24 protein-coding genes and 1 other RNA gene are annotated in these 26978 nt (G+C 54.4%); 6 read left to right on the top strand and 19 right to left on the bottom strand.

Annotated elements, in window-relative coordinates:
- Position 1: 1 nt before the first annotated feature.
- The gene (locus tag WFN87_RS21145; RefSeq protein ID WP_166993241.1) at positions 2-1912 is read left to right on the top strand and encodes a PRD domain-containing protein; all 1911 of its coding nucleotides are present in this window, start codon (positions 2-4) and stop codon (positions 1910-1912) included.
- Between the two features lie 145 nt (positions 1913-2057).
- Here the strand turns inward: WFN87_RS21145 and dolP are convergent, their stop codons facing one another.
- The 4 genes from dolP to WFN87_RS21125 are packed head-to-tail and all read right to left on the bottom strand — an operon-like array spanning position 2058 to position 5733.
- On the bottom strand, positions 2058-2633 hold the full coding sequence (gene dolP / locus WFN87_RS21140; RefSeq protein WP_008453679.1) for a division/outer membrane stress-associated lipid-binding lipoprotein: 576 nt from the start codon (positions 2631-2633) through the stop codon (positions 2058-2060).
- Positions 2634-2665: 32 nt separating this feature from the next.
- Complete coding sequence (diaA, locus tag WFN87_RS21135; protein WP_008453676.1) at positions 2666-3256, bottom strand: DnaA initiator-associating protein DiaA; 591 nt, start codon at positions 3254-3256, stop codon at positions 2666-2668.
- 21 nt (positions 3257-3277) lie between these two features.
- Positions 3278-3673 (bottom strand): YraN family protein, encoded by a 396-nt coding sequence (locus WFN87_RS21130; RefSeq protein WP_008453674.1) that lies wholly within the window; start codon positions 3671-3673, stop codon positions 3278-3280.
- Positions 3631-5733: a penicillin-binding protein activator gene (locus tag WFN87_RS21125; protein WP_336983674.1), complete on the bottom strand. Its 2103-nt coding sequence runs from the start codon at positions 5731-5733 to the stop codon at positions 3631-3633. Before WFN87_RS21125 ends, WFN87_RS21130 begins: the two co-directional genes overlap by 43 nt.
- Positions 5734-5794: 61 nt before the next feature.
- Here WFN87_RS21125 and rsmI point away from each other — a divergent pair, with 61 nt between their 5' ends.
- Together rsmI and WFN87_RS21115 are read left to right on the top strand one after the other, a co-directional pair.
- On the top strand, positions 5795-6661 hold the full coding sequence (rsmI, locus tag WFN87_RS21120) for a 16S rRNA (cytidine(1402)-2'-O)-methyltransferase (RefSeq protein ID WP_008453669.1): 867 nt from the start codon (positions 5795-5797) through the stop codon (positions 6659-6661).
- 142 nt (positions 6662-6803) lie between these two features.
- Positions 6804-7421 (top strand): hypothetical protein, encoded by a 618-nt coding sequence (locus WFN87_RS21115; protein WP_008453667.1) that lies wholly within the window; start codon positions 6804-6806, stop codon positions 7419-7421.
- A 51-nt stretch (positions 7422-7472) separates the two neighbouring features.
- Here WFN87_RS21115 and WFN87_RS21110 read toward each other — a convergent pair whose 3' ends face one another.
- From WFN87_RS21110 to kbaZ, 8 genes are all read right to left on the bottom strand, one after another.
- Entirely contained in the window at positions 7473-9362 is a 1890-nt protein-coding gene (locus WFN87_RS21110; protein WP_336983675.1) for an enterotoxin, read from the bottom strand.
- Positions 9363-9384: 22 nt separating this feature from the next.
- Complete coding sequence (kbaY, locus tag WFN87_RS21105) at positions 9385-10263, bottom strand: tagatose-bisphosphate aldolase subunit KbaY (RefSeq protein WP_008453662.1); 879 nt, start codon at positions 10261-10263, stop codon at positions 9385-9387.
- A gap of 10 nt (positions 10264-10273) precedes the next feature.
- On the bottom strand, positions 10274-11431 hold the full coding sequence (locus WFN87_RS21100) for an SIS domain-containing protein (RefSeq protein WP_336818290.1): 1158 nt from the start codon (positions 11429-11431) through the stop codon (positions 10274-10276).
- Between the two features lie 348 nt (positions 11432-11779).
- On the bottom strand, positions 11780-12214 hold the full coding sequence (agaF, locus tag WFN87_RS21095; protein ID WP_008453658.1) for a PTS galactosamine/N-acetylgalactosamine transporter subunit IIA: 435 nt from the start codon (positions 12212-12214) through the stop codon (positions 11780-11782).
- A gap of 12 nt (positions 12215-12226) precedes the next feature.
- Positions 12227-13096 carry a PTS N-acetylgalactosamine transporter subunit IID gene (gene agaE / locus WFN87_RS21090; protein ID WP_008453656.1) on the bottom strand — a complete coding sequence of 290 codons (870 nt, stop codon included), beginning with the start codon at positions 13094-13096 and terminating at the stop codon, positions 12227-12229.
- On the bottom strand, positions 13086-13868 hold the full coding sequence (agaW, locus tag WFN87_RS21085; RefSeq protein ID WP_166993258.1) for a PTS N-acetylgalactosamine transporter subunit IIC: 783 nt from the start codon (positions 13866-13868) through the stop codon (positions 13086-13088). Before agaW ends, agaE begins: the two co-directional genes overlap by 11 nt.
- Positions 13869-13878: 10 nt before the next feature.
- On the bottom strand, positions 13879-14352 hold the full coding sequence (agaV, locus tag WFN87_RS21080) for a PTS N-acetylgalactosamine transporter subunit IIB (protein ID WP_336983676.1): 474 nt from the start codon (positions 14350-14352) through the stop codon (positions 13879-13881).
- 24 nt (positions 14353-14376) lie between these two features.
- Positions 14377-15669, bottom strand: a complete 1293-nt coding sequence (gene kbaZ / locus WFN87_RS21075) for a tagatose-bisphosphate aldolase subunit KbaZ (RefSeq protein ID WP_336983677.1) — start codon at positions 15667-15669, stop codon at positions 14377-14379.
- A gap of 251 nt (positions 15670-15920) precedes the next feature.
- Here kbaZ and WFN87_RS21070 point away from each other — a divergent pair, with 251 nt between their 5' ends.
- Positions 15921-16730 carry a DeoR family transcriptional regulator gene (locus tag WFN87_RS21070; RefSeq protein WP_336983678.1) on the top strand — a complete coding sequence of 270 codons (810 nt, stop codon included), beginning with the start codon at positions 15921-15923 and terminating at the stop codon, positions 16728-16730.
- Between the two features lie 59 nt (positions 16731-16789).
- Positions 16790-17166, top strand: an RNA gene (gene rnpB, locus WFN87_RS21065) — RNase P RNA component class A.
- Positions 17167-17343: 177 nt separating this feature from the next.
- Here the strand turns inward: rnpB and WFN87_RS21060 are convergent.
- On the bottom strand, positions 17344-18270 hold the full coding sequence (locus WFN87_RS21060) for a bifunctional helix-turn-helix transcriptional regulator/GNAT family N-acetyltransferase (RefSeq protein WP_336983679.1): 927 nt from the start codon (positions 18268-18270) through the stop codon (positions 17344-17346).
- Positions 18271-18550: 280 nt separating this feature from the next.
- On the opposite strand from WFN87_RS21060, the gene WFN87_RS21055 reads away from it, so the two are divergent.
- Positions 18551-19648: an AAA family ATPase gene (locus WFN87_RS21055; RefSeq protein ID WP_008453642.1), complete on the top strand. Its 1098-nt coding sequence runs from the start codon at positions 18551-18553 to the stop codon at positions 19646-19648.
- Positions 19649-19689: 41 nt separating this feature from the next.
- Here WFN87_RS21055 and WFN87_RS21050 read toward each other — a convergent pair whose 3' ends face one another.
- From WFN87_RS21050 to WFN87_RS21025, 6 genes are all read right to left on the bottom strand, one after another.
- Positions 19690-20484 carry a hypothetical protein gene (locus WFN87_RS21050; protein ID WP_166993271.1) on the bottom strand — a complete coding sequence of 265 codons (795 nt, stop codon included), beginning with the start codon at positions 20482-20484 and terminating at the stop codon, positions 19690-19692.
- A 16-nt stretch (positions 20485-20500) separates the two neighbouring features.
- Positions 20501-21664 carry an MFS transporter gene (locus WFN87_RS21045; RefSeq protein WP_336983680.1) on the bottom strand — a complete coding sequence of 388 codons (1164 nt, stop codon included), beginning with the start codon at positions 21662-21664 and terminating at the stop codon, positions 20501-20503.
- A gap of 81 nt (positions 21665-21745) precedes the next feature.
- On the bottom strand, positions 21746-22537 hold the full coding sequence (locus WFN87_RS21040; RefSeq protein WP_336983681.1) for a hypothetical protein: 792 nt from the start codon (positions 22535-22537) through the stop codon (positions 21746-21748).
- A 3-nt stretch (positions 22538-22540) separates the two neighbouring features.
- Positions 22541-23989, bottom strand: a complete 1449-nt coding sequence (locus tag WFN87_RS21035) for a radical SAM protein (RefSeq protein ID WP_008453637.1) — start codon at positions 23987-23989, stop codon at positions 22541-22543.
- The gene (locus WFN87_RS21030; protein WP_336989468.1) at positions 23989-26655 is read right to left on the bottom strand and encodes a glycosyltransferase; all 2667 of its coding nucleotides are present in this window, start codon (positions 26653-26655) and stop codon (positions 23989-23991) included. The genes WFN87_RS21035 and WFN87_RS21030 overlap by 1 nt, the downstream gene beginning before the upstream one ends.
- Before the next feature lie 228 nt (positions 26656-26883).
- The coding region (locus WFN87_RS21025) for an IS1 family transposase (protein ID WP_000306640.1) at positions 26884-26978 on the bottom strand (95 nt) is incomplete at its 5' end.

Raw genomic sequence — 26978 nt, 5'->3', positions numbered from 1 at the left:
AGTGAGATTCCCCAATCAACGGCTGGCTCAGCTTTTTGAGATGCTGCAAAACGAAACGCTGCCCCAGGATGAACTGGCGCGGCGTTTGTCCGTTTCTACTCGTACGGTTCGGGCCGATATCACGGCGCTTAATGCGCTGATGTCAGGCTTCGGGGCTCAGTTTACGCTTACCCGCGGTGCGGGATATCAACTGAATATCGAGGATACTGAGCGTTACGGCGAGCTGGTGCAGCATCGTCCGCGTCAGCTTCGTATTCCTCGTACTTCGCCAGAACGCGTGCATTACCTTGTGGTGCGTTTTTTGACGGCGGCGTTTTCACTGAAGCTGGAAGATCTGGCCGAAGAGTGGTTTGTCAGCCGGGCCACGCTGCAAAGCGATATGGCCGAAGTACGGGAGTGGTTTAACCGCTATCATCTGACCATTGAGACACGCCCGCGCCACGGCATGAAGCTGTTCGGCAGCGAAACGGCTATACGCGCCTGCCTGACTGACCTGCTGTGGCAGTTAACCTTAGAGGACAGCGAAAATCCGTTATTGACGGAAGAAGCGCTGAACGCGGGTGTCCCGGAGTTGCTCGCCGGTTCGCTGCACGATTGTTTTACCCGCTGCCACATCCGCCTGACCGATGAAGGCGAGCAGTTTATTCGCCTCTATTGTTCGGTGGCGGTTCGTCGCATCAGCGAAGGCTATCCGCTACCGGAATTTACGGCGGATAGCGTTGATGTCCAGGTGAAAGAGGCAGCCAGACAGATTGCCGCTCTTCTTCAGCAACTGGCGGGGAAGCCGCTTTCCGAAGCTGAAGAGCAGTGGCTGCAGGTGCACATCGCCTCGCGGCAGGTGCAGGAAGTGGCGCCGAGCGCGATCAGCGCCGACGATGATGAGGCGCTGGTTAACTACATTCTGCGCTACATCAATACCCACTATAACTACAATCTTCTCAGCGACGAGCAGCTGCACGCCGACCTGCTGACCCATATCAAGACAATGATCACCCGGGTACGCTACCAGATAAACATCCCGAATCCTCTGCTGGCTAACATCAAACAGCATTACCCGTTGGCTTACGACATGACGCTGGCGGCGGTCTCAAGCTGGGGAAAATATACCCCTTACGCTATCAGTGAAAACGAAATTGGTTTTCTGGTGTTGCACATCGGTGTGGGTCTGGAGCGTCATTACAACATTGGCTACCAGCGCCATCCTCGCGTGCTGCTGGTTTGCGATACAGGGAATTCGACGGTGCGTATGCTGCAGGCCATGCTGCTGCGTAAATATCCGCAGGTGGAAGTGACCAACATTATCTCTCTGCGCGATTATGAGCAGCTTGAAACCGTGGATGAGGACTTTGTAATCAGCACGGCGCGCATAAATGAGAAAGAAAAGCCGGTGGTGGTGATGGCGCCGTTCCCGACGGATTATCAGCTCGAGCAGCTTGGTAAGCTGGTGCTGGTGGACAGAACAAGGCCTTACATGCTGGAGAAATTCTTCGATGCCAGCCATTTCCGCATTATCGATCAACCTATGACTCAGCAGCAGTTGTTCCTGACGCTCTGCGAGCAGCTGGAGCGGGAAGGCGTGGTTGATGCAGACTTTCACCCGTCGGTGGTGGAGCGCGAGGCCATTGTCAGCACCATGCTGGGCGAAGGCATTGCGCTGCCGCACTCGCTGGGCCTGCTGGCGAAAAAAACGGTGGTTTACACCGTGCTGGCGCCGCACGGTATTAGCTGGGGGGATGAGACGGCGTACGTGATCTTCCTGCTGGCGATTAGCAAAAGCGAATACGAAGAGGCGATGGCGATTTACGACCTGTTTGTGACCTTCCTGCGTGAGCGAGCGATGGTTCGGCTGCGCGAGAGTAAGGATTTTGACAGTTTTAAAGCCGTGGCGATGGAGTGCCTGAGTAAGCTGTAATCACAGTTGACCCTCATCCAGGAAGGGAGAGGGAGAATTCTGTGGGCAACCTTTACTTCGCCAGAATGAAAACTGGCGGAAATTCAATCGACTGGCTGGTGTTATCCCCTCTCCCTTGTGGGGAGAGGGTTAGGGTGAGGGGCCGTTATTTCAGGATCGTGAACGCGGTGGTGACGTGCTTCACGCCGCTAACCCGGCTGGCAATATCCGCCGCGGCTTTACCTTCACGTTCGGTTACCAGGCCGAGCAGAAATACCTCGCCATTCTCGGTGGTGACTTTCACGTTAGACGATTTTACCTGGTCGCTGGTGAGCAACTGAGATCGAACTTTTGTGGTGATCCACGTATCGCTCGATGCGACACCCAGGCCGACCGGAGCCATAATTCGAATCTCGTTATAGACTTCGGTTGCGCCGTCTACGCCCAACGCAATTTGCTTCGCACGAGAGGCGAGGTCTGGGTTAGGAGACTGACCAGCCAGCAGCACTTTGCCCTGGTAAGCCGTCACGTTAATACGCGCTTCTTTCTTGATCTGCTCATCCTTGTTGAGCGCGCTGTTCACGCGTAATTCAAGCGTGCCGTCATCAACCTGCGTCCCGACTGTGCGTGGGTCTGTCGCAGTTTTTGTCGCTACGGCGGCGCTTCCCACAACAACGGCACCGACGCAGCCCTGCAGCAACAGCGCGGAAATAAGAACTGCGACTGGCGTAATGGCCTTCATGTTCATTCCTTCTCCTTTCTCAAAATTAGCTATTAGCCATCCTGGTGGGGAAATAGCGTATTGTCGATCAGATCGCATAAACAGTTCACCGTCAGCATATGCATCTCCTGGATGCGGGCGCTGCGATGAGAAGGGATTCGGATTTCAACATCCTGTGGCCCCAACAGTCCTGCCAGTTCGCCGCCGTCATAGCCCGTCAGCGCGACGATGGTCATGTCGCGGGTGACAGCGGCCTCAACCGCTTTGACAATATCACGGCTATTGCCTCGGGTGGAAATCGCCAGCAAAACGTCCCCGGCGTGGCCCAGCGCACGAACCTGTTTGGCATAAACTTCTTCATGCAGACGGTCGTTAGCGATCGCGGTTAAGACCACATTATCTGCATTAAGTGCAATGGCCGGTAAACTAGGGCGCTCTGTTTCAAAACGGTTGATCATGCTGGCAGCAAAATGCTGTGCGTTGGCGGCGGAGGTGCCATTGCCACAACAGAGGATTTTGTTGCCGTTCAGTAAAGACTGAACCAGCGTCATCGCTGCACGGGAGATGGCGTCCGGCAGGGCTTCCGCTGCGGCAATCTGAGTTTGAATACTTTCCGTGAAGCAGACTTTGATTCTTTCGAGCACGTTGATTCTACCTGGAGTTTTTTAGATATCGGCGGCAAACGCGTTGGTCAGCCACGCTATTTCATTGCCGGTGAAAGCTAACACATCGAAACGGCAATCTACAGTATCAAAACTTTGACCTTTGCCGCTAAGCCAAACCTGAGCGGCATGCAGCAGGCGCAGCTGCTTGCTGCGCGTCACGCTGGCGGCGGCTCCGCCGAACTTATCGTTACGCCTAAAACGCACTTCCACAAAAACGATAACCTGCTGCTGTTGCATAATAAGGTCGATTTCGCCGCCGCGAACATGCACGTTCGCGGCCACAAAGCGCATTCCCTCGCGCTCAAGATAGCGACGCGCCTGCTGTTCGTAGCGCGCGCCGCGTTGCTTGCGGTTCAGGATACCGGAACGATCTGGCCCTGACTGAATTGCAGCCAATTTAACTTCCTGTTAATGACGCAGTCCTGGCTGGCGGTCAGCTGCCCGGTGTTGCCGTTTACCTGATAACCCGGCACCTGGCGTATCTGCGAGAAGTGGCTTGCCAGCGTCCAGGCATCAACGCCCATGGCATACAGACGCGCCAGCGAGTAGTCATTATTGACGCTGCTTAACGCCTGCTGCATCAGCTGTGGATTACCGCCGGAAAGCATCGGGATTTCGCTAAACTGCAGGCCTTCCATTTCCAGTCGGTAGTCCGGGCCGTTCACGCCCTGCGAGCTGCGCGAGCTGGCATACAGCTGAGCGCTGCCGCGGCTGCCGGTGCGCATCGCAATCATCGGTTTGATCAGCGCCACTTCTTCGGAGGTCGCAATGATGTAGACCGCGTCTACGTTGCCGCTGCTGCCTGCGGTAATTTGCGCATCCGTAGGTGCTGCCGGAATAGTCAGTCCGCCAATGGTAACGCCTGGCGGCGTATTGGACGGCGTACTTACCGGGGTGCCGGTCAGGGCGATGCCGGAGCCGCTGTTAATCCCGCGTTTCAGGTCGCTCACTGAACCAAATTTCTGCTGCAGAACCAGACCGCCGCCGAGTTTCTGCCATTCGGTGGCAAAGGCTTTCGCCACACGGTCGCCCAGAGCGTTAGAAGGGATCAGCATCAGCGGATTGCGGTGGCTTTGCTGCCAGATGTGATCCGCGGCGTCACGGGCTTCGTCTTCTGGAGAAAGTGCGAAATAGCAGATGTTAGGGCGATTCTGCACGTTTTCAGGCTGGTTAAGCGCCAGAATATTTAACGGGCTGTTGGTGCTGGCCAACTGGTCAACATTGTTTTTTAGCAGCGGACCAACGACAAGCGTGGCGCCGTCCTGCTGCGCCTGAGCCAGAACCTGAGAGAGCGGCTGGCTGCTGGTGTCGTAAATCTTAATGTCTGCCGAAGGGTTCGCGGCAAGAGATGGCGCGGTTTGTGCGTCTGGCTGGGCAGACGGCGTTGCTGGGGCTGCGGTTTGCGGCGTTGCGGCCTGTGCCTTCTGGTCTGTTAAATCGCTGACGGACGCACTTGCCGGGCTCACTGCAGCATTAGGATCTGCGGGGGCCTGGGACGCTTGCGGTTGAGGCACTTCTTGAGGCGGCGCAGCCTGTGGTTGCGCATTAGGATCTCCGGGCTGGGCGGCAGGCTGAACGGCTGCAACCGGCGCGACGCCGTTGTTTTTCGCCGCTTCAAACCCTTGCTCAATCGCGCGGCCAAACACCGCAGCCTGGCCGTTGAGCGGCAGCAGGAGAGCGATTTTACCGGTTGAGGCCGGTTTGAAGTTTTGAACATTCGCCAACTGAGTCGGCAGCGTTTTTGAACCCGGATTATTCGGGTAGCGCGTTTGCCAGTCCTGAATCCCGGCTTTCAGCATGTTAGGATCGTTACGGTTATCGCTCCAGACGTGCTGCAGGTCCAGCCAACCCTGCAGGGTATTTTCGTCGGCGTTAATCACCAGGCTGTTCATTTGCTCTGGGGAGAACTGCGACAGAACCTGCCAGGTGCCATCAATGTTCTTTTGATGTGCATCGCCTTTCAGCAGCGGTTCCTGAGCAATGTACGCGCGCAGCAGCGCTAAAGACGGGCGTCCCTGAGAAGCGTCAATCACAGCCTGGTAATAACGGCTCTGTTGGCCCTTGTCGAGTGCGCTCGGGTCAATCTTTTCCAGCAGGGCAGAGGCGGCGCTGAAATCTTTCTGCGCAATCTTCACTTCCGGCACCAGCAGCTGTTGTTCACGCACTTGAGCATCGTTGAGCTGCTGCGGCAGTTGGTTATACAACGCCACAGCCTGCTGAGGTTTGCCTTCCTTTAGCAGGGAACGAATGGCGAGTAATTGCCAGTTGGTCTTGCTATCATCTGCACTTTGCTGCATTTGCTGCAGATAATAAGCGGACCCGGCGGTGGTGTCGCCCTGCAGCAGCGTGGCGGACTGATCTGGCGCCTGGGTTGAACAGCCGGCAAAAATCAGCGCCGCGAGCAACACAGGCAGGCAGCGCCCGGCTTTTGAACGATTCAAGGTTGAGGGTAGCATTCTGTATCCAGTGGTTTTATTTCCCAATGTACAATATTAAATCGGCAATACGGATGAAACAATGAAACAACACGAAACGGCGGCGATTTCAGCCAGTACGCTTTACATCGTCCCGACGCCTATCGGCAACCTCGGGGATATCACCCAGCGGGCCCTCTCAGTGTTGCAAAGCGTTGATCTGATTGCCGCAGAAGATACCCGTCATACCGGACTTTTGCTGCAGCATTTTGCGATTAATGCGCGACTCTTCGCACTTCACGATCACAATGAGCAACAAAAATCTGAAACGCTACTGGCGAAGCTGCAGGAAGGCCAAAGCATTGCGCTGGTGTCCGATGCCGGTACGCCGCTGATTAACGACCCTGGCTACCACCTCGTGCGTACCTGCCGCGAAGCGGGGATTCGCGTCGTGCCGTTGCCTGGCCCTTGCGCCGCTATTGCTGCACTCAGCGCAGCTGGCTTGCCGTCTGACCGCTTTTGCTATGAAGGTTTTCTGCCTGCAAAATCCAAAGGCCGTCGCGACGCGCTGAAGGCGATTGAACAGGAACCGAGAACGCTGATTTTCTATGAATCCACCCACCGCCTGCTCGACAGTCTCGATGATATCTGCACGGTGCTGGGCGAATCCCGCTACGTAGTGCTGGCGCGCGAGTTGACCAAAACCTGGGAGTCGATTCACGGCGCGCCCGTAGGCGAGCTGCTGGCATGGGTGAAGGAAGATGAAAACCGCCGCAAAGGCGAAATGGTGCTGATTGTTGAGGGCTTTAAAGTCCAAAGCGATGATGAACTCCCCGCCGAAGCGCTGCGTACGCTGGCGTTGCTGCAGACGGAGTTACCGCTGAAAAAGGCTGCAGCGCTTGCCGCTGAAATTCACGGGGTGAAAAAGAATGCCTTGTACAAATATGCGTTAGAAAACAGCGAGAAATAGTTTTCTCGAGCCGGCTCCTGGTTTTCATATCGCAACGCGGTTAGCGTTTAAAAAACGAACTCCCTGGTGTTAATTTATGCATGACTGAATGACTTTAAGGGAGTTAAAGTTTATGCCGGTATTGATACCAGGAGATTCGAATATGGTTGTGATGCCTTTTTCCTATAGCACGGCGTCGATAAAACGCTCGTTCGAGGTGATTGAAGAACTGACGTTTGCAGGTCAGCATTTCCTTATCATTTTTGACAGGTCGACCCCGAGGGCTGCAATCATTAAGGCCGAGCCTGAAGGAAATGAAAAAGATCGCCGGCACGCTGTCGTCGCCATGCTTGAGCTCAAAAATCAAAAAACGATTGGTGACAACGTTATTTCAGTAGATCGTTTTTGGGAGGATCAAAGCGTTCTGCAGGTTGAAGGCGTTTGCGTCGAGAAGCCGCTCCAGGAAGCTGGCTTAGCCACACAGCTATATGAGGCGCTGGTGCTCAAGTGTGGCGTGATTTTAATGAGCGATAATATTCACTATGCCGGGGGCAAGGCGCTTTGGCAGAAAATAGCCAGAAACTCCACTCAACTTGCGGTTTTTATTCTGGATTCAGATGATGGACGATTCTATCCCTTTGACGGTACGAAGGCCGCATACGATGGTGTCAGCATTCCGGAAGAAAAAATCTGGAGCACGCACCCTGATAAAGAGCATTTTGGCATTATCCTGATTGCCGAAGATAAAAGGCGGGTTGCTGCGCTAACATCAGGTAGGTGAAACGCTGTTAAGAAGCGTAGAAAGAACGAGCCTTCTACGCTCCATCCTCGTTTAGCTGACCGGCGTGGCCTCAATCACCAGCGTTTCCAGCGGTTTCAGCGTCACAACCAGCGGCTTACTGTAGTCGTTGGTTACGGTCTCGTTCTTGCCGTAAATTTGCTTCAGCGTAAAGCGCGTGGCCTCGCCGTTCGGCACTTCAAAGCTTTTGCTCAGGTCGAGATAGTAGCTTTGTGATTTATCCGACGGGTTACGCAGGCCCAATATTGCTTTCTCTTTACTCCACGATGCCCAGCCGTAAACCTCAAGCAGCGTCGGGTCGCCGCCAACCCAGTGGCTATCGACCAGCACGTTGCTGTTCGCCCGTGACCATTTCGCCGCGTCGGCAAGCGTGTCCCATTTGGCGTTGTTCAGCATTGACGGCGTGATGTACAGCTCCTGCAATTGCGTGCCGGTGGCGAAGTAGCTCCAGGCCTGATCGGCAAAATCCTGGTCCGTTTGGACTTTCTCCAGCCCAAAGTAGGCATGTTCCGCGCTGACAATGCCGTGGTACATCAGTGAGTTAATCGGGAAAAGTGGGCCTTTACGCACGATGGAGCGATAGGTTTCCGCGTCGCGATAGGTTATCCACTGTTGCACCGGCGAACCTTTGCCATAAACGTTGATGTCATCGCCCTGGCGCCAGATGGAGTCGGCATAGAACAGCCAGGACGGGCTGGCGTTGGTACCGGTCGTCAGGTTGATAAACAGATCTTTGTTGGCGGCCCGCATGTTTTTGATTAACTCAATGGAGGCATCAAAGTCAGAGGCGTAGGGGCTGCCTTTGATGTACGAGTTGGCGTTGCCCATACCGTCGAGCTTAAACGAGGTGATATGTTCGTTTTTGATAAGCCCGATAATTTGCTGATTAAAATTGTGGAAGTAGTTGGGGCCTGAGAGGGCAAATTTGCCATCCACGGTTTCAAAGCCGTTCTCTTTGGCGTGTGAAACGCGCACGTCGCGTGGTTTGTTGTAGCCACCCCACGGTGAGAGCCACAGCCCCACGGAAGTATGCAAACTGTCCGCTTTTTCTTTGATAACACCAAAGCCATGCTTAAACGCCGGGCTAAACAGCCATTTCCCGGTCAAATCGTCCCAGCCGTCATCCAGCAGGAAGCCGTCGAGCTTCACGCCCCGCTTGCTTATCAGTTCGCTGGCGTATTCATCCATGCGGATCAGCACGTCCTTCTCGGTGTAGGGCGTAAAGAAACCGATGTCCATCCAGCTGTTGTAGTGCAGGTAAGGCTGGTAAGGGCGCGGGCGCATGGCGTTGATAAATTCATTAAAGCTACGGCGAAGCTGGTCTGTTGCTTCAAACGTGCCGAAGTAGACCGTATAGGTCACCGGGGCGTCGGTTTTAATCGGTGTTTTGAGCTCAACGTTCAGGTTGGTGGTGGTTTCGTAGGCGTAGGTATTCACGATCGGTTTTTGCGGCAGCATATAGAAACTGTCCGCCACGATGGGGGAACTGTTGATGGCGCCGTTGACATAAGGTGCCTGAGCCTGGCCTTTGGTCGGGAAGAAGGTGATCTTTGTGACATCACGAGGCTGGCCTTTTGCCTGCAGCGTATAGTCCACCGCCGCATACTTGCCCTTCAGCAGCTTCAGGGTAACATTGACCGAGAAGTCGTCTCGCTCGTAATCAATCTGAATGGCGTCTGCGGTTTTGCTGACGTTTTTGAGTTTAAAGTCGGCGGTATGGATAACTTTTTCGTCCGGCAGCGTCAGGAAAAACAGCTCGATGGGCGCCAGTTTGTGGTCGGATAGCCGGTCTTGCACTACCACCGCCGAGCCGGAATCGTCGAAAGAGACGGCAAGGTTGGTGTTTTCCAACTGGTACTGAGCCGCCAGCGCTGCGTTGCTCATGAACATAATAAGCAGGGAGCTTTTTATTATTGTCTTCATCAGATCTCCTTACACCAGAGAGTTAAAGCGCCGCTTCTGATTCCGGCAGCAACTTATTCGCCGAGCCGCATACAGCGACTTTGCTACGCACCACTTCTTTCATCGCGTCCATGCCGACGCGCATGTAAAAGCGTGGGTCGTTGCCTTCCGGGTTAGCGCCAAACCATTCTTTCACCGCGGCGGCGAAGGCGATTTTTAATTCCGTCGCGACATTCACTTTGCAGACCCCAAGCTCGATGGCGCGGCGTACAAACTCGTCAGGCACGTCACTCGCGCCGTGCAGCACCAGCGGGACGCTGACGACGTCGCGGATCTCACCCAGCCGTTTGAAGTCTATTTTCGGGCGTTTGGTATACAGGCCGTGTGCGGTGCCAATGGCAACCGCCAGGCTATCGACGCCGGTGAGCTCAACAAAGCGGCGGGCTTCCTGCGGATCGGTCAGAAAAGCGCTTTCTTCATCCACATCCATGTCGTCTTCCACGCCGCCGAGCCGGCCTAGTTCGGCCTCGACGCTGCAGTCGTTGCGGTGGCAAAACTCGACCACCGATCTCACCAGCTTCACGTTGTCAGCAAAGGGGAAATGGCTGCCGTCAATCATGGCGCTGCGCACGCCTGCGTTAACTTTGCGGCTGATGTCCGCCAGGCTTTCGTGATGATCGAGGTGCAGCGCTAGCGGTATGCCGTAGCTTTCGGAATAGGCGTGACACAGTGCGTAAATCTCTTCGAAAGCGATATGTTTAAAGGTGCCCGGCGTGCCGGCAAGGATCACCGGGGAATGCATCTCTTTGCACACTTCAAGAATCGCCTGGATGGTTTCGGCATTGTGGATATTAAAAGCCGGTACCGCATAGCCTCTGGCCTGCGCGTCCTGAAGCAGATACTTCGTGGAGATAATGCTCATGATGAACCTCTCAGCCTTTCCAGGGATGAATAACGACGCCTTTAACTACGCGATTAACCGTGCCGCTGGCGGAGGGCGTGTCCGGCGTAATGCCTGCTTTAACGGAGGAGGTGAGGGCGAAAACCTGGGCATACATCAGGAAGCAAAACGCCTGCTCAACGTCGAGGAACGTCCGATCTGCCGCAGGCAGGAGGATATGCGGGCCTGATGCGATCTCGGGGCTGGAGGAGGCTGAAATGGCGATCGTTTGCATAGCCAGACTGTCCCGGCGCAGCTCCGCCAGCAGATCCAGATCGTACTGGCGAGTGTAAGGATCGCTGGAGACCAGCACGATCGCCAGCGTCTTACTATTGACCAGGGATTTTGGGCCATGCCTGAAGCCGGTTGGTGTGTCATAAAACGCCGCCAGCTTGCCAGCCGTGAGTTCAAGCACCTTCAGAGAGGCTTCTCGTGCCACGCCCTGCAAGCCACCGCTGCCCAGGTAGACCACGCGTTCGTAGGGAAGATCGCCAAACGGAATCTCTCTGAAATCGCCCTGTGAATGAATGATTTGGGCACAGCGGTGAGCGACATCCTGAAATGACTGCGTATTGATGACGTCCGGGGCGAAAACCGCAAGGCAGCTTGCCATCATGGTCGTGATGCTGCTCGTCATGGCAAAACCGCGATCGTGCGTTTCCGCAGGCATCAGCAGCGGCAGTGAGCGGTTGTCCTCCAGCGCGCTGCGGTAGAGGCTACCGCCCTCGTTACAGGTGATGGTGATGTGATAGCAGGATTTCACGAGCTGGTTGGCAAGTTCCACCGCAGCGACGCTCTCGGGGCTGTTACCGGAGCGAGCGAAGGAAACCAGCAGTGTGGGCTGTTCAGGGGAGAGATAGTCCAGCGGATTGGTCACCAGATCCGTGGTGGGCACGGCAACAAACTGTTTGCCGGTGTGGCGAGACAGCCACGGTGCAATGATGTCGCCGATAAACGCCGAGGTTCCAGCGCCAGTAAGGATAATTTTTAACTTGTCGTTCGCAAGTAGTGGATTCAGGAAGGCGGAGATCTCATCGCGCGCGCGGTCTATCTGTTGCAGGGAACGGATCCAGCTCACGGGCTGCTGACGGATCTCTTTTTCAGTCCAGGTCGTGTGGCTGCGATCTGTGGCCGTGGAAGTTTCACTCATGACTCAGTCCTTAGCATTACAGCGTCAGATGTCGGCTTTTTATCGCCCATAATCTTTCGTTTTGTTTCATTTGATGGTTTTTAGTGCTTTGTGAAAATTTATAGAAAGGAATCGACAAGATCAATATGAAAAGTGAAATAAAACGAAAATCATGATGTGGATCTTTGTTTGCGCATAACACTTTGTTTTATTTGGTTTTCATTGAAAATAAAACAATTAAGAAAAGAAAAAGAAAGGCCCATGGCGGATCTCGCCACAGGCCAAAGTGATGCATAATGAAAGCAGCAGGAGCCGCCGCCTGCATTAAACGGGGTTCGAAACTGGAGATAAGCAATCCGGTCTTTTACTTCAGATGCCTTCTTCGCTGGCTTCCGTTGCCCGGTGACGCGCCATTTCGTCGACCAGGCTGGTAAGGCCGCGATGCCCGCATTCCAGCGCCATCTGGCGAAACTCGCTGCCGTTTAGCCCTTCGCGCTCGAGTACCATCTCCAGCAGTAACTGCAGATTGACGCCAGTAACGACTTCGCGTCCCGGCTTCTCAAGCGCCAGCGTGGAGGCGACACGGAAAGGCGTACCGCCCAGCAAATCCGTCAGAAACACTAAACCTTCGCATTCATCCAACTGGCCGATAGCGGCTTGAAATTGTTCCGTCAGCCGTGCCGTGGAGGAGGTTTCTGGAAAGTCGATGGCAATAATCTGCGGCTGCTCGCCGAGGATCTGTTTCATTGCCTGCTCCATCCCGCTGGCAAAACCTCCGTGGCCGCTCAAAATGATGCTCAACATCTGCTTTTCTCCTTAGAGGAAGTGAAGGAACTTCCCAACAACGGCTAAAACGACGGTGATGCAAATCAGGCGCAAGGGGCTCCAGCCACGGCGGACCAGGGCGAACATTGTCAGGGTATAGACCAGCGGCAAAAACGCAGGCATCAATTTATCGATGACGTCAGCCTGAAGCTTAACCACCGCATCCCCGGCCGTAATTTCAAGCGTAGTGGACAGGCGAACATAGGTGGCAACGAGAGCGCCGATAACGGTCATCCCGACGATGGAAGCGGCATGCCCTACTTTACGTGTATTAGCCTTAATTAACGGAATAGCGGCCACGCCCATGCGGTAAGCGTAGTGCGCCAGGCCGAAACGCAGGCCCAGATGCACCACGTTAAATAGCACGATAAACACGATGGCACCGAGTATCGACCCCTGAAGCGCCAGGCTGGCGCCGATACCGCCGCAGATTGGCAGCAGCGTCAGCCAGAACATCGCATCCCCGATGCCACCGAGTGGGGCACCAACGGCAATTTTTGTGCTCTGGATACTGTTTACATCCTGCTTCGAACGTTCCATCGCCAGAATAATGCCGATCACAAAGGTGACCAGGAAAGGATGGGTATTGAAGAACCCCATGTGCCCCTGCATTGCCCGCGCCAAATCGCGTTTGTTGGTGTGGATCTTTTTCAGGGCGGGTAGCAGGCCGTACAGCCAGCCGCAGGCCTGCATACGCTCGTAGTTAAATGAGGCCTGCAGCAACATCGAACGCCATGCTACGCGGTTGATATCTTTTCGGGTTAGCTCTGCGCCAATGGTCTGATCTTCATAAATCGTATCATTGGCAATGATGTTCTCAGACTCAATGGCCTGTGAAAGCGTTTGGGTATCAGATGCCATCTTCGAATTCCTCTTTCTGGACGCGAGCGGGCTGCGGTGGAGTAGGGTCTTTACGCATCAAATCCATCAGGGCCAGCGCTAGCGCGGCGGCAGCAATTGCCAGTACCGGTAATTTCAACCAGGCTGCGCCAACAAAGCCGATGATGAAGTAGGGGATATAAACGTTTTTCATCATGATTTTCAGCAGTACGGCGAAACCGATAGCTGGCATGATGCCCCCGGCGACGCCCAGCCCGTCAATCAGTCGCGCGGGTAACATATCGATGGCTGTTTTGGCATGTTCGGCCCCAAAATAAATGGGTAAGAAGGCGCAGAGAAAATAGAAGGTGCCGAGTGCGAGCATCGCCAGATAGTTAATGCGCTCAATGCCATTGGTGTCGGCGTTCGCCGCCATGCGGTCGGCACGTGCCATGACGCCGGACATCACGGAGAACAAGAAGGTGATGCCCATCTGTACCGCAACCGCAAAAGGCACTGCGACGCCGACGGCGACTTCGGGCTTCACGCCGGTGGTAATGGCAAAAGTCGTGCCGACGATGGTGCCGATAATGACGTTAGGCGGCTGCGCGCCGGCGAGCGGAGCCAGGCCCATCCAAACCAGTTCCAGCGTGCCGCCGGTGAGAATACCGGTGTGTAAATCGCCAAGAATAAGGCCAACCAGCGGGCCAAGGACGACGGGGCGGTGCATATGGGTCAGGCCGTTGAACATATCCAGACCGGCGATAAAAGCCAGCAGGCCCAGGGCTATCGCTTGCAGTAAGCTGATTTCCATAGCAAATACCTCAGAGAAGTTTATAGAGATCCTGAGCTGATTCCGTCGGTACACCTTGCACAAAACATTCGACGCCGGCCTGTTTCAGGCCGGAGAAGGCGGCAATGTCTTGTTCATCAACCGACACGGTTTTAGCCACCTGCTTTTTGCCTTCGACGTAGTGCATGTTGCCCACGTTGATGCGCGTTACCGGCACGTTGCCGTTCACCAGGATGAGGAAATCCCGCGGGTTTTTACAGACCAGCAGGATCTTCTGGCGATCCGCCGCGCGGTGAATGTTGTCGATGACTTTTTGCAGCGGCCAGAAGCGCACCGCAATTCCTTCTGCCAGCACCATCTCCATCAGGTTCTGTTGGATGGGATCTTCCGCCACCTCATCATTGGCGACCAGAACCAGGTTTGCGCCGGAAAACCCGACCCACTGCACGCCAACCTGACCGTGGATCAGGCGCTCATCAATGCGGCTTAAGACAATATTTGGCATGGTATTTCCCTTATTATCATTGTGTTAATGAGGAGATGACTCACCGTGACAGGCCGCGTGATACTGGCGCAGCACATCCTGAATATGGTCGATAATCAGCTCATGAGGTTTGGCTGCTAGCTGTGCTTCCCGCACTTTGGCGTACTGAAGCGGCAGGTACTGGCTGATTAACGGCAGCGGAATAGGTTCGTGGGCAAGGTTCCTGACCAGCACATCGTAAGCCTCATCGATATCGCGATCCGGCCAGTAGTAGCGCACCCGGTCAGAGTAGCTATAGCCGCGTGCCAGACGTAGCGCATCGCCGTTGCCGTGATAGTGCTGCTGCCAGTGCTCCGGGTGGTCAAGCATCACGCTTTCCAGGACGTCCCTCAGGCCGGAGCATTTGTGTGCCGGGAGCAGTTCTTGCTCAATGGCTGAGAGGGAAAAAAGGGCCTCACGCAGGGCAAAAGTCAGGGCCGGGCCGACTTTTAGTATCGCAAAGTGATCTTCCACTAACTGATGCAGCGCCTGCGTTGTCTGGTAATCCGTTGAATGTGCTTCAAAAACCATCGTCGGCGAATCTGAAATGAGTTTGCTTAGCGCCCGGGCTTTTTCTGGCTGGTAGTCAATCACCTGGGTGTGGTCGAACTCGACGCCGGGTTGAACAACAAGGCCAATAATGCGCGGCCAGATTTCACTTAGCCCCTGTTCTGCAAAGGCCCGGCGGTGAGCTTCCAGCGTAGTGTTTGCGGCCTGCGGCGTGGTGACGGCGAGTTCGGCGAGAGTTTCATGGGCACCGCCAGGGACCGGTACTTCGGTGCCGATGATGTACACCAGATCGGCATGGCCAAAGTGGTCGATACAGGTTTGCTCAGCAATCAGCGCCAGCCTGGCTGCTCGCCCGGCAACGACGTGATCCGTGAGCGGCACGGGATCGTCCACACAAGACATACTGCAGTCGAGGTGTATTTTCTTGAAGCCTGCGGCGACATAGCTACGGATCAGCTCTTCGGCATGGGACATCGCCTCTTCGGCTGGTCGGGTTTGCCAGCGGTTTGGCCCAAGATGATCGCCGCCGAGTATCAGATTGGCATAAGGAAAGCGGTGTTGTTCCGCGAGTTGATAAACGAAACCGCAGAAATCCGCAGGCGTCATTCCGGTATAGCCGCCGTACTGGTCCACCTGGTTAGAGGTCGCTTCAATAAGCAAGCTGATGCCAGCTTCGCGAGCGTGGCGCATGGCGGCCTCAAGCACCAGCGGATGCGCGGAGCACACGGCAAAGATCCCGTGCTGGTTGTTCCGTTTGTGGTTAGCGACAAATTCGATCAACTGTTTCACTTTCCTCTCCACGGCGATGGGTTAAAACATTTTCTTTCGATTCATTTCATTTAATCGTGCCTGAATGGCGTTTGAGAATAAAAAGAAAGATACTGGAATTGAGATCTGTTTCGCAAAAGAAACATAATGAAAGGCATTGGTGTGCTTACCGCGCCTTTTGAACGAAGATGCCTGGGGCTTGCTTTCTGCTAAAAGAAAGGTGTTAATAGGCAAATAGAAATGAAACGAAAGATATATTGAAAGGTTACCCTATGAGCAACAGCGATACCGCAACGGACAAACGTATTCCGGGTACCAGCGAAAGGCGCGAGCAGATTATTCAGCGTCTTCGCCAGCAGGGAAGCGTACAGGTTAATGATTTATCTTCTTTTTTCGGTGTTTCTACCGTCACCATCCGCAACGATCTCGCGTTTCTTGAAAAGCAGGGCATTGCGGTTCGTGCCTACGGCGGAGCGCTGATTTGTGAGCCCGGCAGCGTGGTAGCAGAGCCTTCGGTGGAGGATAAAAGCTCGCTGAATACTTCACTGAAGCGCAGCATCGCGCGTGTGGCTGCGGACTTGATCCAGTCCGGGGACAAGGTGATTCTGGACTCCGGCACCACAACGTATGAAATCGCCCGGCTAATGCGCCAGCATAAAGAAGTGATCGCCATGACCAACGGCATCAACGTGGCTAATGCGTTGTTAGAAGCAGAAGGGGTCGAGGTGCTGATGACCGGCGGGCATTTGCGTCGTCAGTCGCTATCGTTTTACGGCGACAGCGCGGAACAGTCGCTGCAAAATTATCATTTCGACATGCTGTTCCTCGGGGTGGATGCTATCGATCCGGAACGAGGTGTGAGCACCCATAACGAGGATGAAGCGCGTCTCAACCGCAAAATGTGCGAAGTCGCCGAGCGCATTATCGTGGTGACAGATTCCAGTAAATTTAACCGCTCCAGCCTGCATAAAATCATCGATATCCAGCGCATTCACCGGGTAATCACCGATAAAGGTATTCCGGCAGATAGCCTGAGCGCGCTGCGTAAGAGCGGGATTGAGGTTGTGCTGGTGGGCGACTAGCTTTTCGTTTCTGGCGGGCCCGCGTGACAGGGGAGATGAAACCCTCTATACTGCGCGCCGAAGCTGACCAGACAGTCGCCGCTTCGTCGTCGTCCTCTTCGGGGGAGACGGGCGAGGGGGAGGAAAGTCCGGGCTCCATAGGGCAGGGTGCCAGGTAACGCCTGGGGGGGAAACCCACGACCAGTGCAACAGAGAGCAAACCGCCGATGGCCCGCGCAAGCGGGATCAGGTAAGGGTGAAAGGGTGCGGTAAGAGCGCACCGCGCGGCTGGTAACAGTCCGTGGCACGGTAAACTCCACCCGGAGCAAGGCCAAATAGGGGTTCACATGGTACGGCCCGTACTGAACCCGGGTAGGCTGCTTGAGCCAGTGAGCGATTGCTGGCCTAGATGAATGACTGTCCACGACAGAACCCGGCTTATCGGTCAGCTTCAACTTCTTAATAAACGCCCTGCAGGTGCAAGCTTGTGGGGCGTTTTGCATTCAGAGACAGCAAGATGAATGACTGTCCACGACACTCTTCATGAAAAGAAAGCGGCTTATCGCTCAGCTTCAACTTCTTAATAAACGCCCCGCAGGTGCAAGTTTGCGGGGCGTTTTGCATTCAACACATACTATTTCAGCGTTTTAAGCATGCAGATCTCGCAGCTGTTGTGGCCGGTATTGCCCAGGCTGCCATCCAGGTGTTTGAAACCGAATGCTTCGTAGAGTGAGACCGCCGAGCTAAGCTCATCGAGCGTCTCCAGGTAGCAGTAACGATAGCCGAATGCTTCGGCCTGTTGTATTGCCAGCGCCATCAGGCGTCTTCCCAGGCCTATGCCCGTCACACTGCTGTCCAGATAGAGTTTCTGTAATTCACAATATTCTTCACCTGCGCCCTGCAGCGGGGCGATGCCAACGCCGCCTAAAATCTTGCCTTCGTGTTCAACTACCCAGTAGCCAGACCCGGGTTTTTGGTAGGCGCTGGTCAGGTCATTCAGCGCCGGATCGTGCAGGCTCACGCCTTCGAGATGATCGATTTTATTATCGCGGAAGCTTTGGCGGATCACGTCGGCAATAGCGAGATTGTCCTCTGGGCGAATAGGCCGGATCTGAACCTGAAGATCCCGCTGGCTACGGGCATTTACCAGCGCCCGGGTCAGCGATTTGACTGACTGATAGATCTGCTGCTTTTCGCTGTCTGATGCCAGAGAAAGGGCCTGGGCCGTGAAGTCGTTGGCGTGTTCGGTGAGATCTTTAAGCGCGACAACGCCCTCGTGGCTCAGGTTGAACACAGTGGCTCTCCCGTCGCTTTCATCCTGCGTTCTTGCCAGCAGATTGGCACTTTCAAGGCCGCGAAGCGTTCTGCTAATGCTGGATTTTTCCACGCACAGGCGGCGGGCAAGCTCCGTTACCCCGGCGGGCTCGCGATCGAGTTCGATCAAAATATGGCTTTGTAACGGCGACAGATCGGTCCCGCTGCTTTTCCTGTTCAGCATGCCCAGCTCGCGCACCATCTCGCGCAGCGCGGCGCGGAATGCTTCAATTTCGTTGGTCTGCATAGCAACTCACATCAATGAGGGAAATGTATTTAGTTAACACTGTTAACTAGTTTGTGTATCATACCGAAATTAAACAGGCAGGCAAGTGACCAGGAGGGCAGGATGCAAAACAGAGAACCGGATACAACGGACAGAAGGATTGTGATCGGCACGATCGTTGCCGTGCTGTGCTTTTACATTGTGATTGCAGTGGGATCGCTTTGAGCCTCTGGAGGCAAATAAGTGCGCTTTGGCGAGTATTTGCCATAATGGCCCACAAGTTTCACTGTGGCGAAAAATCATGATCAAATCCCTCTACATCGACAACTACCGTTCCGTGCGCAAGCTTTCCATTGATTTGGGCAGGCTGAACGTGGTGTTTGGGCCCAACGGGTGCGGTAAGTCTAATATTTATAAGGCGATCCATCTGATCCACGGTGCGGGGAGTGGGCAACTGTCTCACTGGCTTTCTGATGAAGGTGGGATCCAGAAAGCAATGTGGGCGGGCGATCGCGCCCGCGGCTACGCCAGCGCGCCGCGCAGGCTGACGCTGGCGGTAGAAACGGATACGTTTGAATATGAGCTGCAGGTGGGCTTTCCCGAGCCGCTGCCGTACCCGACGATGTTTGGCCTCGATCCCATTGTTAAAGAGGAGCAAATCTGGCTCAGCGGCTACCGGCGGCGCCCTTCGTCGTCGGTCATGCAGCGGCGTAATCAGACGGTTTTCCTTAATAACGTCAACGGCGAAAAGGTGACTCACGCCGCCACGCTGTACGAAAATGAATCCCTCTTTGGCCAGCTTGGCGAGCCGCATTTGTACCCGGAAGTCTCCAGCGCCAGGGAGACGCTTCGTAACTGGCGTTTCTACCACGAGTTCGATATTTCTAAAGGCGCTGGCCTGAGGCTGCCGCAGGTGGGCTACCGCTCCCCGGTGCTGTCCGGCGATGGCCTGAACCTGGCCGCCGCGTTTCAGACCATCGTCGAAATTGGCGACAGCGAGCTGATGTTTACCGTGCTGGAGCAGGCTTTCCCTGAATGCACGTTTTTCTGCGATAACAGCGGCGGGCGCTTCCAGATGATGATGAACCGACTGGGGATTAATCGCCCGCTGGAGTCCGCGGAGTTTTCAGATGGCACGCTGCGTTTTCTCTGCCTGACGGTGGCGCTGCTCAGCCCGAGACCGCCGCAGTTTATCGCCCTCAATGAGCCTGAAAATAGCCTGCATCCGCAAATGCTCCCGGCGCTTGCCCGCCTGATTGCTGAGGCAAGCCGCTACACGCAGATTTGGCTCACCAGTCACTCGCCTGAACTGGCTACCCTTATCGAAAAATATACGGCGTTTACGCTGTACGAGTTAGGTATTGAGAAAGGGGAAACCACGATGACTCAGCTGGCCTGACGCCGTTTTCCCTTCCCCGCAAGGAGAAGGGAAACGTAAGGTTACAGGCTACCGGCAATGGTGATGTAGTCGGTATAAAGCTGTGGGGCGCCGGAGAACGAAGCCAGTTCGCGCCATTCGTCGTACATCCTTTCGCTTTCCTGATGATCCTTCACGAACTGCAGCGATTTCTCCGTGGAGACATCCAGCTCCGGGTGGAAAGAGTTTAGCGAGGCCAGGCTTTCTATCTCGAGCATCACCAGATATTGCTCAACTCGATTGCCGCCGGTGCCTTTCAACATATGGAATTTCCAGCCCGGGTAGTCGTCGATACGGTGAACGTTGTCGCGGATAAACGTATCGAAAGTCTGCGGGGAAACACCTGAACGCAATGCCAGATTATGCAGCCCGACCACGCGTTTAATCGGTTCTTGTCCGTCGCGTAGCTGGTAGTTTGGCCCTTCTGCCAAAGAGCTATGTTCGTTTTCAGCGAGCTGCTGGTAGGTGGAGAAAATCGTTGGCAGTTCGCCAAACGTCGCGAAGGTTTTCCAGGTGTTGATAAGCTCAATGCCTGCAGGATGATCGCGCCAAAAAGCACGTGCCTGTTCCGTTTGTTCCCCCTGACTATCAATATAGCGCGCGTAGCTGTCGGCATTTTCTGCTTCGTACAGCATCAGATATTGGTTCTGACGCTCGCCGCGCAGGCCTTTCAGCAAGGTCCAGCGCCAGCCCGGATAAGCCGGGATGTGCACGCCTTTGGCCTGCACAAAGGCTTCGAACGTCTCTTCGGTGACGCCCTTTTTCAGGTTAAGACCTACATAGTGAAGGCTGAATACTGCCGGTGATGAGTGACTCATACAAACTCCTGTTTCATTAACGCTGGCGAGAAATAAACGGCGAACCTGAAGCCACACACAAAAGCAGCAACAGGGCACCACTGAAGGTCAAACTGAGCCCAATGTGATGGGCGATAAAGCCAATCAGCGCAGGTCCCGCGAGCAGGCCGCTGTAGCCAAAAAGCGTGACGGCAGGGATCGCGAAATCCGCTGAAACCCCCGGCTGGTTACCGGCGGAGGTGAAGAGAATGGGAATAATGTTGGCGAGCCCGGCTCCGGCCAGGATAAACCCCGGCAAGGTGCCCCAATGGGTGAAGACGAGCAGGATAATCCCGATGCCAGCAATAGCGCAGCCCAGGAGCAGCACGAGTTTGCCGCCCAGGGCACTGACCAGACGATCGCCGCTGAGCCGCCCAAGGGTGACGGTGATGGAATATAAGGTGTAGCCGAAGCCCGCGAGCGAAGCGCTCATGCCGCGTTCCGAGGTCATAAATACCGCCGACCAGTCCAGCATGGCGCCTTCAAGCATGAAGACGAAAAAGCAAAGTATCGCGATGGCCAGCACGGGCGGATGGCTCAGCACGCGTAACGTCTCGCCTTTGCTGCTCGTGGCTTTATTTTGTTTGGGCAAAATGTTCCGGGCAGAGGCGGCGAGCAGTAAAGTCAGAAAAACAGTGATGGTGCACACGGCAAGCAACGGTGTAGCCCCCAGCCACAGAAAGAAGCTGACGAAGCCTGCGCCGGCAATGCTGCCGATACTGTAAAAGCCGTGAAAGCCGGACATTTTTGCCTGCTCGCTCTCCTGTTCGACGACCACTGCGTGAGCATTCATGGCGACGTCGAGCATGCCGTTGAAGGTGCCGAACAGCAGCAAAGCCAGCGCCATGGCTTCACGCTGGTCAAACAGCATTAGCAGCGGTAAATCCGCGGCAAGCCCCAGCACGCTGAGGATCATCAGGCGACGGCAACCAAAGCGAGCGATCAGCCGGCCGGTAAACGGCATGACGAGCATCGAGCCTGCGGCGATGCAAAAGAGCAGCAGCCCTAAAGCGCCGTCGTTAATAGCCAGCCGCGCTTTAGCTAAAGGAATTAGCGGGGCCCAGGACGACATGGCTAAACCGGCCATAAAAAATATGGCGCGTGTGGCATGCTGTTCCCGCGACTGTACGTCCGCCAGGGTTGGTGTTGAGTTAATCGTCATAGTAATTTTGTGACTCAATGTGTGAATTCACTCGCGTGAATGCGTCGTGCCCGGTCCTTCGGGCACGCGCGGCGGTAAGCGTTAATTGAGGCTTTCTGCTACCGAGAGGTAATCGGTATAGATTTGTGGCGACCCGGAAAACGAGGCGAGTTTTTTCCATTCCTCGTACATTTGTTTGGTATCGCGGTGCGCCTGGGCGAATTTGGCCGCTTCATCGGTAGCGATATCCGGTTCGGGGTAAAAGACATCCAGCGCCTCCAGGCTGGCGATTTCCATCAGCACCACATACTGATCGAGCCGGTTACCTCGCTCCCCTTTCAACAGCCGGAATTTCCAGTCCGGGTAATCTTCAATCCGGTGATGGTTGCCCTCGATAAAACGTTCAAACTGTTCGGCGCTGACGTTGGGGCGCAGCGCGAGGTTGTGAATACCAATCACCCGAGCAACAGGGGGCTGCTGCTGGTAGCGGGGACCCGGCTGGACGGTGCTTTTCTGATTTTCGGCCAGCAGGCGATAATCGGTGAACAGCGTTGGCAGTTCGCTGAAAGTGCCGTAGCTGCGCCATTCGGCCAGCAGCGCTTCCGCTTCAGGATGCTGCCGCCAGAACTCGCGGGCCTCTTCGGTCTGGTTGCCGTCTGCGGCCATATAGCGATCCCGCATTGCCGCATTTTCGATTTCAAACAGCATCAAATATTGCCCGGCACGTTCGCCGCGTAGCCCGCGAAGCAGCGTCCAGCGCCAGCCCGGATAGCAGGGAATATGTACGCCTTTACTTTGCACAAAGGTTTCAAACGCCTGCTGGGTGATGCCCGCTTCGGTGTCGATGGCGATGTAAAACAGGCTGAAAACCGGCGTGGTTGAAGAGTGGCTCATCAGTTACTCCTGTTCTGCGTCGGCTGAGATGAATTGGGTGTTAATGATGGCTTCAACCAGCGTGACGCCGATGGGCGTCAGCGTGACCACGCCTTGATCAATCACCACGAGTTCTTTTGCCTGCAGCTTTTCCAGCGTTGGTTTGATGATGCGGTTTTCAAAAAAGCTGTTGCCGTTGAAGCGTGTCGCGAACACGGTATCGTCAACCGGAATGAGCGTGGAGAGGGCCATTTTGAAGGCGTTAACTTCGCGCTGTTCCGGTGAAATACCGTGGCTTTCTTCGATAGGCAGGCGGCCTTCATCGAGGAACTGCTTGTATTGCTTATAGCCGGTGATGTTGATGGCTTCGGCGCGGGTGCATTTCGAACTGCCGCCCAGGCCGATGGCGACCTCGGGATACTGCTTGTCCAGATCGGTGATCAGCCCTTTCCACTTTTCCGCTTCCAGGTGATTCTGGTGGAAATACATCGTGGGGTGTTCGCGATAGCCCTCGGTGAGGTATTTCTCGACCAGCTCGCGCATTTGATATTGCTTGCCCAGCCCAGGGAACGTCATGTTGTTCATGTTGATCAGCCCTTTTTTCTGCCACAGGCTTTCACGTTCGCCGGATACGCCGGTGCGCGTTTTCATGAACTCTTCCATGTGCAGCTTGGTGCAGACGACGTGGGAGAGATCCAGCGCCAGGGTGCGCTCCATGTCGTACTTCACGTCATCCACGGTTTGACCCAGCATGCCGTAGATAAGATCGACGCTGACCCAGTCAATGCCCTGTTCCCGCGCGCTGCGTATGGTTTCTTCACACTCGTCGGCGGTGTGCTGTCGGCCACAGGCGGCAATAATGGCGTCGTTAAAAGATTGGGTGCCGAAGCTGATTTTGCTGAAGCCCAGCTCTTTCAGAATGCCGATGTATTCGCGGTTTAATGTCCCAGGTTCGCCTTCAAAGCGAAGCGTTGCCGCCGAGAAATTAAAGTGGGTGTAATAGAAGTCCATCAACCGACGCAGTTCCGGCTCCGGGAGCAGGGAAGGCGTGCCGCCAAAGATATTGAATTCTCCAATTTCCGCTTTTGACAGGCTCGGTACTTTTTCCAGCCACATCTTCGCTTCTTTGATGTTGTAGTCCACCAGATCCCGAAAGACGCCTTCCGCCGAAGGCGATTTCGGGTTGAGAATCACCGTTGGATACTGGCAGAAGTGGCAGCGGTAGCGGCAGGTGGGGATATAGGCCCACAGATGGATCTGTTTCGCAGCCCGAATGTCGTGCTCCATATCGGCAAAGAACGACGCCAGCGGGTAGTGCTCAATGTCACCGGGAAAAACATGGCAGCCAAAAGGATCTTTATGGACGTAGTCCAGAAAAGCCTCGTTCTCCGGCTGAGAGAGGAAACCGTAAACTGCCGGAACCGGATAGGCCGGGTCGAGATCTTTTAATGACGCGAGAGCTTCGGTATTCATCAGAAAACACCTCCGTTGGCAAAGTAGTTGTGGGCTTCACCGGACTCGCGATCTTCACAGAAGTACCAGACAAAGCGTTCGAAATCTTTTTCCGCGACGTTGTCAAAACAGGCCGGAAGCGGCGGTGCAAAACCAATGTCCTCCCCGACGGCGTTGCGCAGTGCGGTGAATATCTCGTGGCGGAACTCGAAATAGAGCCGGTAGGCTGGCGTTTTGTAGCTATGGATCGGCTTAAAGTCGATGATGCTCATTTCATGCTTAATGGCGTGAATGCGCTGGTAAAGCCGCTCTGCAACCTGCGGTGAGAAAAAAGCACGTACCCGCTCGTTCTCCAGCAAGATGTGCGGATTCAGCAAGGCTGGAAGAACGATGTTTTTCGGGATGTAGTCTTTGATGGAGTATTCCCAACCCTGCCGGGCCTGCTCTTCGGTGAGGTCAATCAGCGTGTTTTTTGGGATTGAGACGTCCGGGCGCACATCTTTCATGATGATAATGCCGTCGCTGCCGTAGGCGATGCCGCTGATCACATCGTCAATAATGGTGTCCACGCGGCGGCTGTTGATTTCCACAAAGGATTCTTTGGCGTAAACCGGCTTGCCGCCGCAGGCGATGATCTTGATGCCGAAATCCCAGTCGTCGGAAAGGTGTTCTACGAAGCGGCCTTTTTCCAGCTGGTAGAAGATCTCGATACCACCAATTTTTTCGTACAGGCCTCGCTCAACAGCGAAGCCTTTGCCATCCGGGAAGCCGCCAAACAGCGAGAACGACACGTCGCGGCAGCGCAGGGTTTTTTGGATTTCACGGAAGAGGTTGGGGCGCTGCTGGAATGCTTCGCGGTCGTAATAGTAATTGCAGGTCCCGAGATCGCCGTCGTCGGCAATCATTTTTTCTATCAGGGTATGCAGCCAGTAAGGATCCACGGTGCAGTCGGCATCGGCGGAGACAATATAGTGTTTATTGCTTTTGCCCAGCCGGGCATCACGCGCCCTTGAGCGCAGGGCGGCGTAATCCATACCGCATTTACGGGCCGATGAGACACCCTGAATCTTCTCTTGAATAATGTGCACATCCATCGCCGGATGTTTTTCTTTGAAGAGGTTTATCTTTGCCACGGAATCGTCGCGGGAATTGTTATCCACGATGATCACTTCATAAGCGTCATGGGTTACCAATCGGCCATGCGTTTGTTGGCCAAATAATGAGGCTAAAACTTCATCAATTCGGTCGCTTTCATTGTAAACAGGCAGCACTACCGAGACGAAAATGTTATCGCGCATATCTACTCCTGGGGCGGTGATATTCAGAATGTCCATCACGTTGTTAGAAAGGATGTTTTTGCCGATGGCGAAGTTCTTCGCGGCTATACGATCCATTTCAGGTTTATTGGTAAGCAGTAAAAAAACTTCGTTGATGAAGGCTTCGTCAGGCAGGCCGTCTTGTCCGTCTGAAATAGGCATCACTGGGGCTTCAAAACCGTGCTGGCCGTAGACTTCCGGGTAATATTCGTAGCGGGTGGTGATGTAGCAGCGCTGGCTGCTGATCGCCTCCCCAATGGGATTACCGTAGCTGTCGTAGTCCCATGAGGTCAGGAACGACACCAGGTCACAGGAATGGTAGAGATCCTCGATGGTGATTTTTCCCTGGCTTTTGGGCATGAAGTTATGGTGCAGCGGGCCAAGAAACTTCACATAGGGCTTAATGTCCAGCTCCTGTGCCAGTTGCTCCAGCTCGCCTGCATGCGTGGCGTGCTCACGGGTATCGCCGGCGATCAAAAGCCAGACGGTTTTATCAATATTGTGCTTTCTGAACAGGTGGTTAAGGCGTTGTACCAGCAGCACGTCACGGTCCAGGCGCTTCTGCGGAATGATGCGCGTCGTTCGGGCAATGACTATGTCATCGGCGGAAATATCCAGGGATGACCGAATGTTTTTCAGCGCCTGTTGGCCGGTAAAGCTGTAGGTATTTTTTACTACGTGAATATCGACTTCCCGCTGGCACCAGTGTTCCAGCTTTTCTTTGAGATCGTTATTCAGCGTTACGTAGCTAATAAAAGGGGATTTGATCGGTTTAATGGCATGGTTGTACGGCGGTAAACCATACTTCATGATATTTTTCTCGCTGTTCCACATGAGGTCGTGATCGCGCCAGATAACAAAATTTCCTAACTGGTGACGGTGGCCGTATTGTTCTATAGCGAGATAAAGTGCGCGGGTATAAATTATATTCTCTGGCAGCGTGCCGTTTTCGACAATCACGGTGCAAATTCGAAGCTGTTCCCATTGAAGTAAAATTCTTTCGGCCAGACTTTGGGCGGAATATTCAACGGCGCGGATTATTTCTGCTTTTTCTTCAAATGAAACAGAAAGCCTTTCACTGATAAGTACGGCGTGTGCTTTTTCAATAAACTCTGGGGAGTAATGAGGTACAGATGTAATCCCACTGATGCGCGTTAAGGTAAAAGCATCGCGATAAATTTCGAGCTCATGATCGTAAGGTTTATTAAAATTGCCTTTGTCAACTTTAATGTCATACCCAAGATCGAGATAAGAGTTGATACCTTTTTGCTTAAGGCTTTGAGAGACTTTTAATGCTTCCACCGTAATACCTGAGACGGCAACAGCATCAAAAGAGATAAACATGGCATATCTTTGACCATAAACGTCCATGGCAACTACCCCTTTGAAGCGAAACTGCTACGCTTATTTGTTGTAAGCAATTGATACATCCTGAATGACTGCGCTTTCGATAACGCCCGAAGTCATTCGGAACCGGCAAAATCAGAAAACATCGCCAGCAGCCGTGCCGGTGCTGACTTTCAAGTGCTGTATGTATCAAAGTGCCTGCAAGAATTAGCTTGCGGGATAGCTAAACGCAGTGGCGGTAATGACTCCAACTTATTGATAGTGTTTTATGTTCAGATAATGCCCGATGACTTTATCATGCAGCTCCACCGATTTTGAGAACGACAGCGACTTCCGTCCCAGCCGTG

It is taken from the genome of Cedecea sp. AS113 (genome assembly GCF_037152415.1).
GTDB lineage: Bacteria > Pseudomonadota > Gammaproteobacteria > Enterobacterales > Enterobacteriaceae > Cedecea.
This window is presented reverse-complemented; position numbering and strand designations above follow the sequence as displayed.

Excerpts from the sequence above, each read along its gene's own strand:
- WFN87_RS21035 (WP_008453637.1), bottom strand. The coding sequence starts at position 23,989 with ATGAATACCGAAGCTCTCGCGTCATTAAAAGATCTCGACCCGGCCTAT.
- WFN87_RS21045 (WP_336983680.1), bottom strand. The coding sequence starts at position 21,664 with ATGACGATTAACTCAACACCAACCCTGGCGGACGTACAGTCGCGGGAA.
- WFN87_RS21055 (WP_008453642.1), top strand. The coding sequence starts at position 18,551 with ATGATCAAATCCCTCTACATCGACAACTACCGTTCCGTGCGCAAGCTT.
- agaF (WP_008453658.1), bottom strand. The coding sequence starts at position 12,214 with ATGTTGAGCATCATTTTGAGCGGCCACGGAGGTTTTGCCAGCGGGATG.
- agaE (WP_008453656.1), bottom strand. The coding sequence starts at position 13,096 with ATGGCATCTGATACCCAAACGCTTTCACAGGCCATTGAGTCTGAGAAC.
- WFN87_RS21070 (WP_336983678.1), top strand. The coding sequence starts at position 15,921 with ATGAGCAACAGCGATACCGCAACGGACAAACGTATTCCGGGTACCAGC.
- agaV (WP_336983676.1), bottom strand. The coding sequence starts at position 14,352 with ATGCCAAATATTGTCTTAAGCCGCATTGATGAGCGCCTGATCCACGGT.
- WFN87_RS21040 (WP_336983681.1), bottom strand. The coding sequence starts at position 22,537 with ATGAGCCACTCTTCAACCACGCCGGTTTTCAGCCTGTTTTACATCGCC.
- WFN87_RS21050 (WP_166993271.1), bottom strand. The coding sequence starts at position 20,484 with ATGAGTCACTCATCACCGGCAGTATTCAGCCTTCACTATGTAGGTCTT.
- WFN87_RS21110 (WP_336983675.1), bottom strand. The coding sequence starts at position 9,362 with ATGAAGACAATAATAAAAAGCTCCCTGCTTATTATGTTCATGAGCAAC.
- WFN87_RS21030 (WP_336989468.1), bottom strand. The coding sequence starts at position 26,655 with ATGGACGTTTATGGTCAAAGATATGCCATGTTTATCTCTTTTGATGCT.
- dolP (WP_008453679.1), bottom strand. The coding sequence starts at position 2,633 with ATGAAGGCCATTACGCCAGTCGCAGTTCTTATTTCCGCGCTGTTGCTG.
- WFN87_RS21115 (WP_008453667.1), top strand. The coding sequence starts at position 6,804 with ATGGTTGTGATGCCTTTTTCCTATAGCACGGCGTCGATAAAACGCTCG.
- kbaY (WP_008453662.1), bottom strand. The coding sequence starts at position 10,263 with ATGAGCATTATCTCCACGAAGTATCTGCTTCAGGACGCGCAGGCCAGA.
- WFN87_RS21100 (WP_336818290.1), bottom strand. The coding sequence starts at position 11,431 with ATGAGTGAAACTTCCACGGCCACAGATCGCAGCCACACGACCTGGACT.
- agaW (WP_166993258.1), bottom strand. The coding sequence starts at position 13,868 with ATGGAAATCAGCTTACTGCAAGCGATAGCCCTGGGCCTGCTGGCTTTT.
- WFN87_RS21060 (WP_336983679.1), bottom strand. The coding sequence starts at position 18,270 with ATGCAGACCAACGAAATTGAAGCATTCCGCGCCGCGCTGCGCGAGATG.
- rsmI (WP_008453669.1), top strand. The coding sequence starts at position 5,795 with ATGAAACAACACGAAACGGCGGCGATTTCAGCCAGTACGCTTTACATC.
- WFN87_RS21125 (WP_336983674.1), bottom strand. The coding sequence starts at position 5,733 with ATGCTACCCTCAACCTTGAATCGTTCAAAAGCCGGGCGCTGCCTGCCT.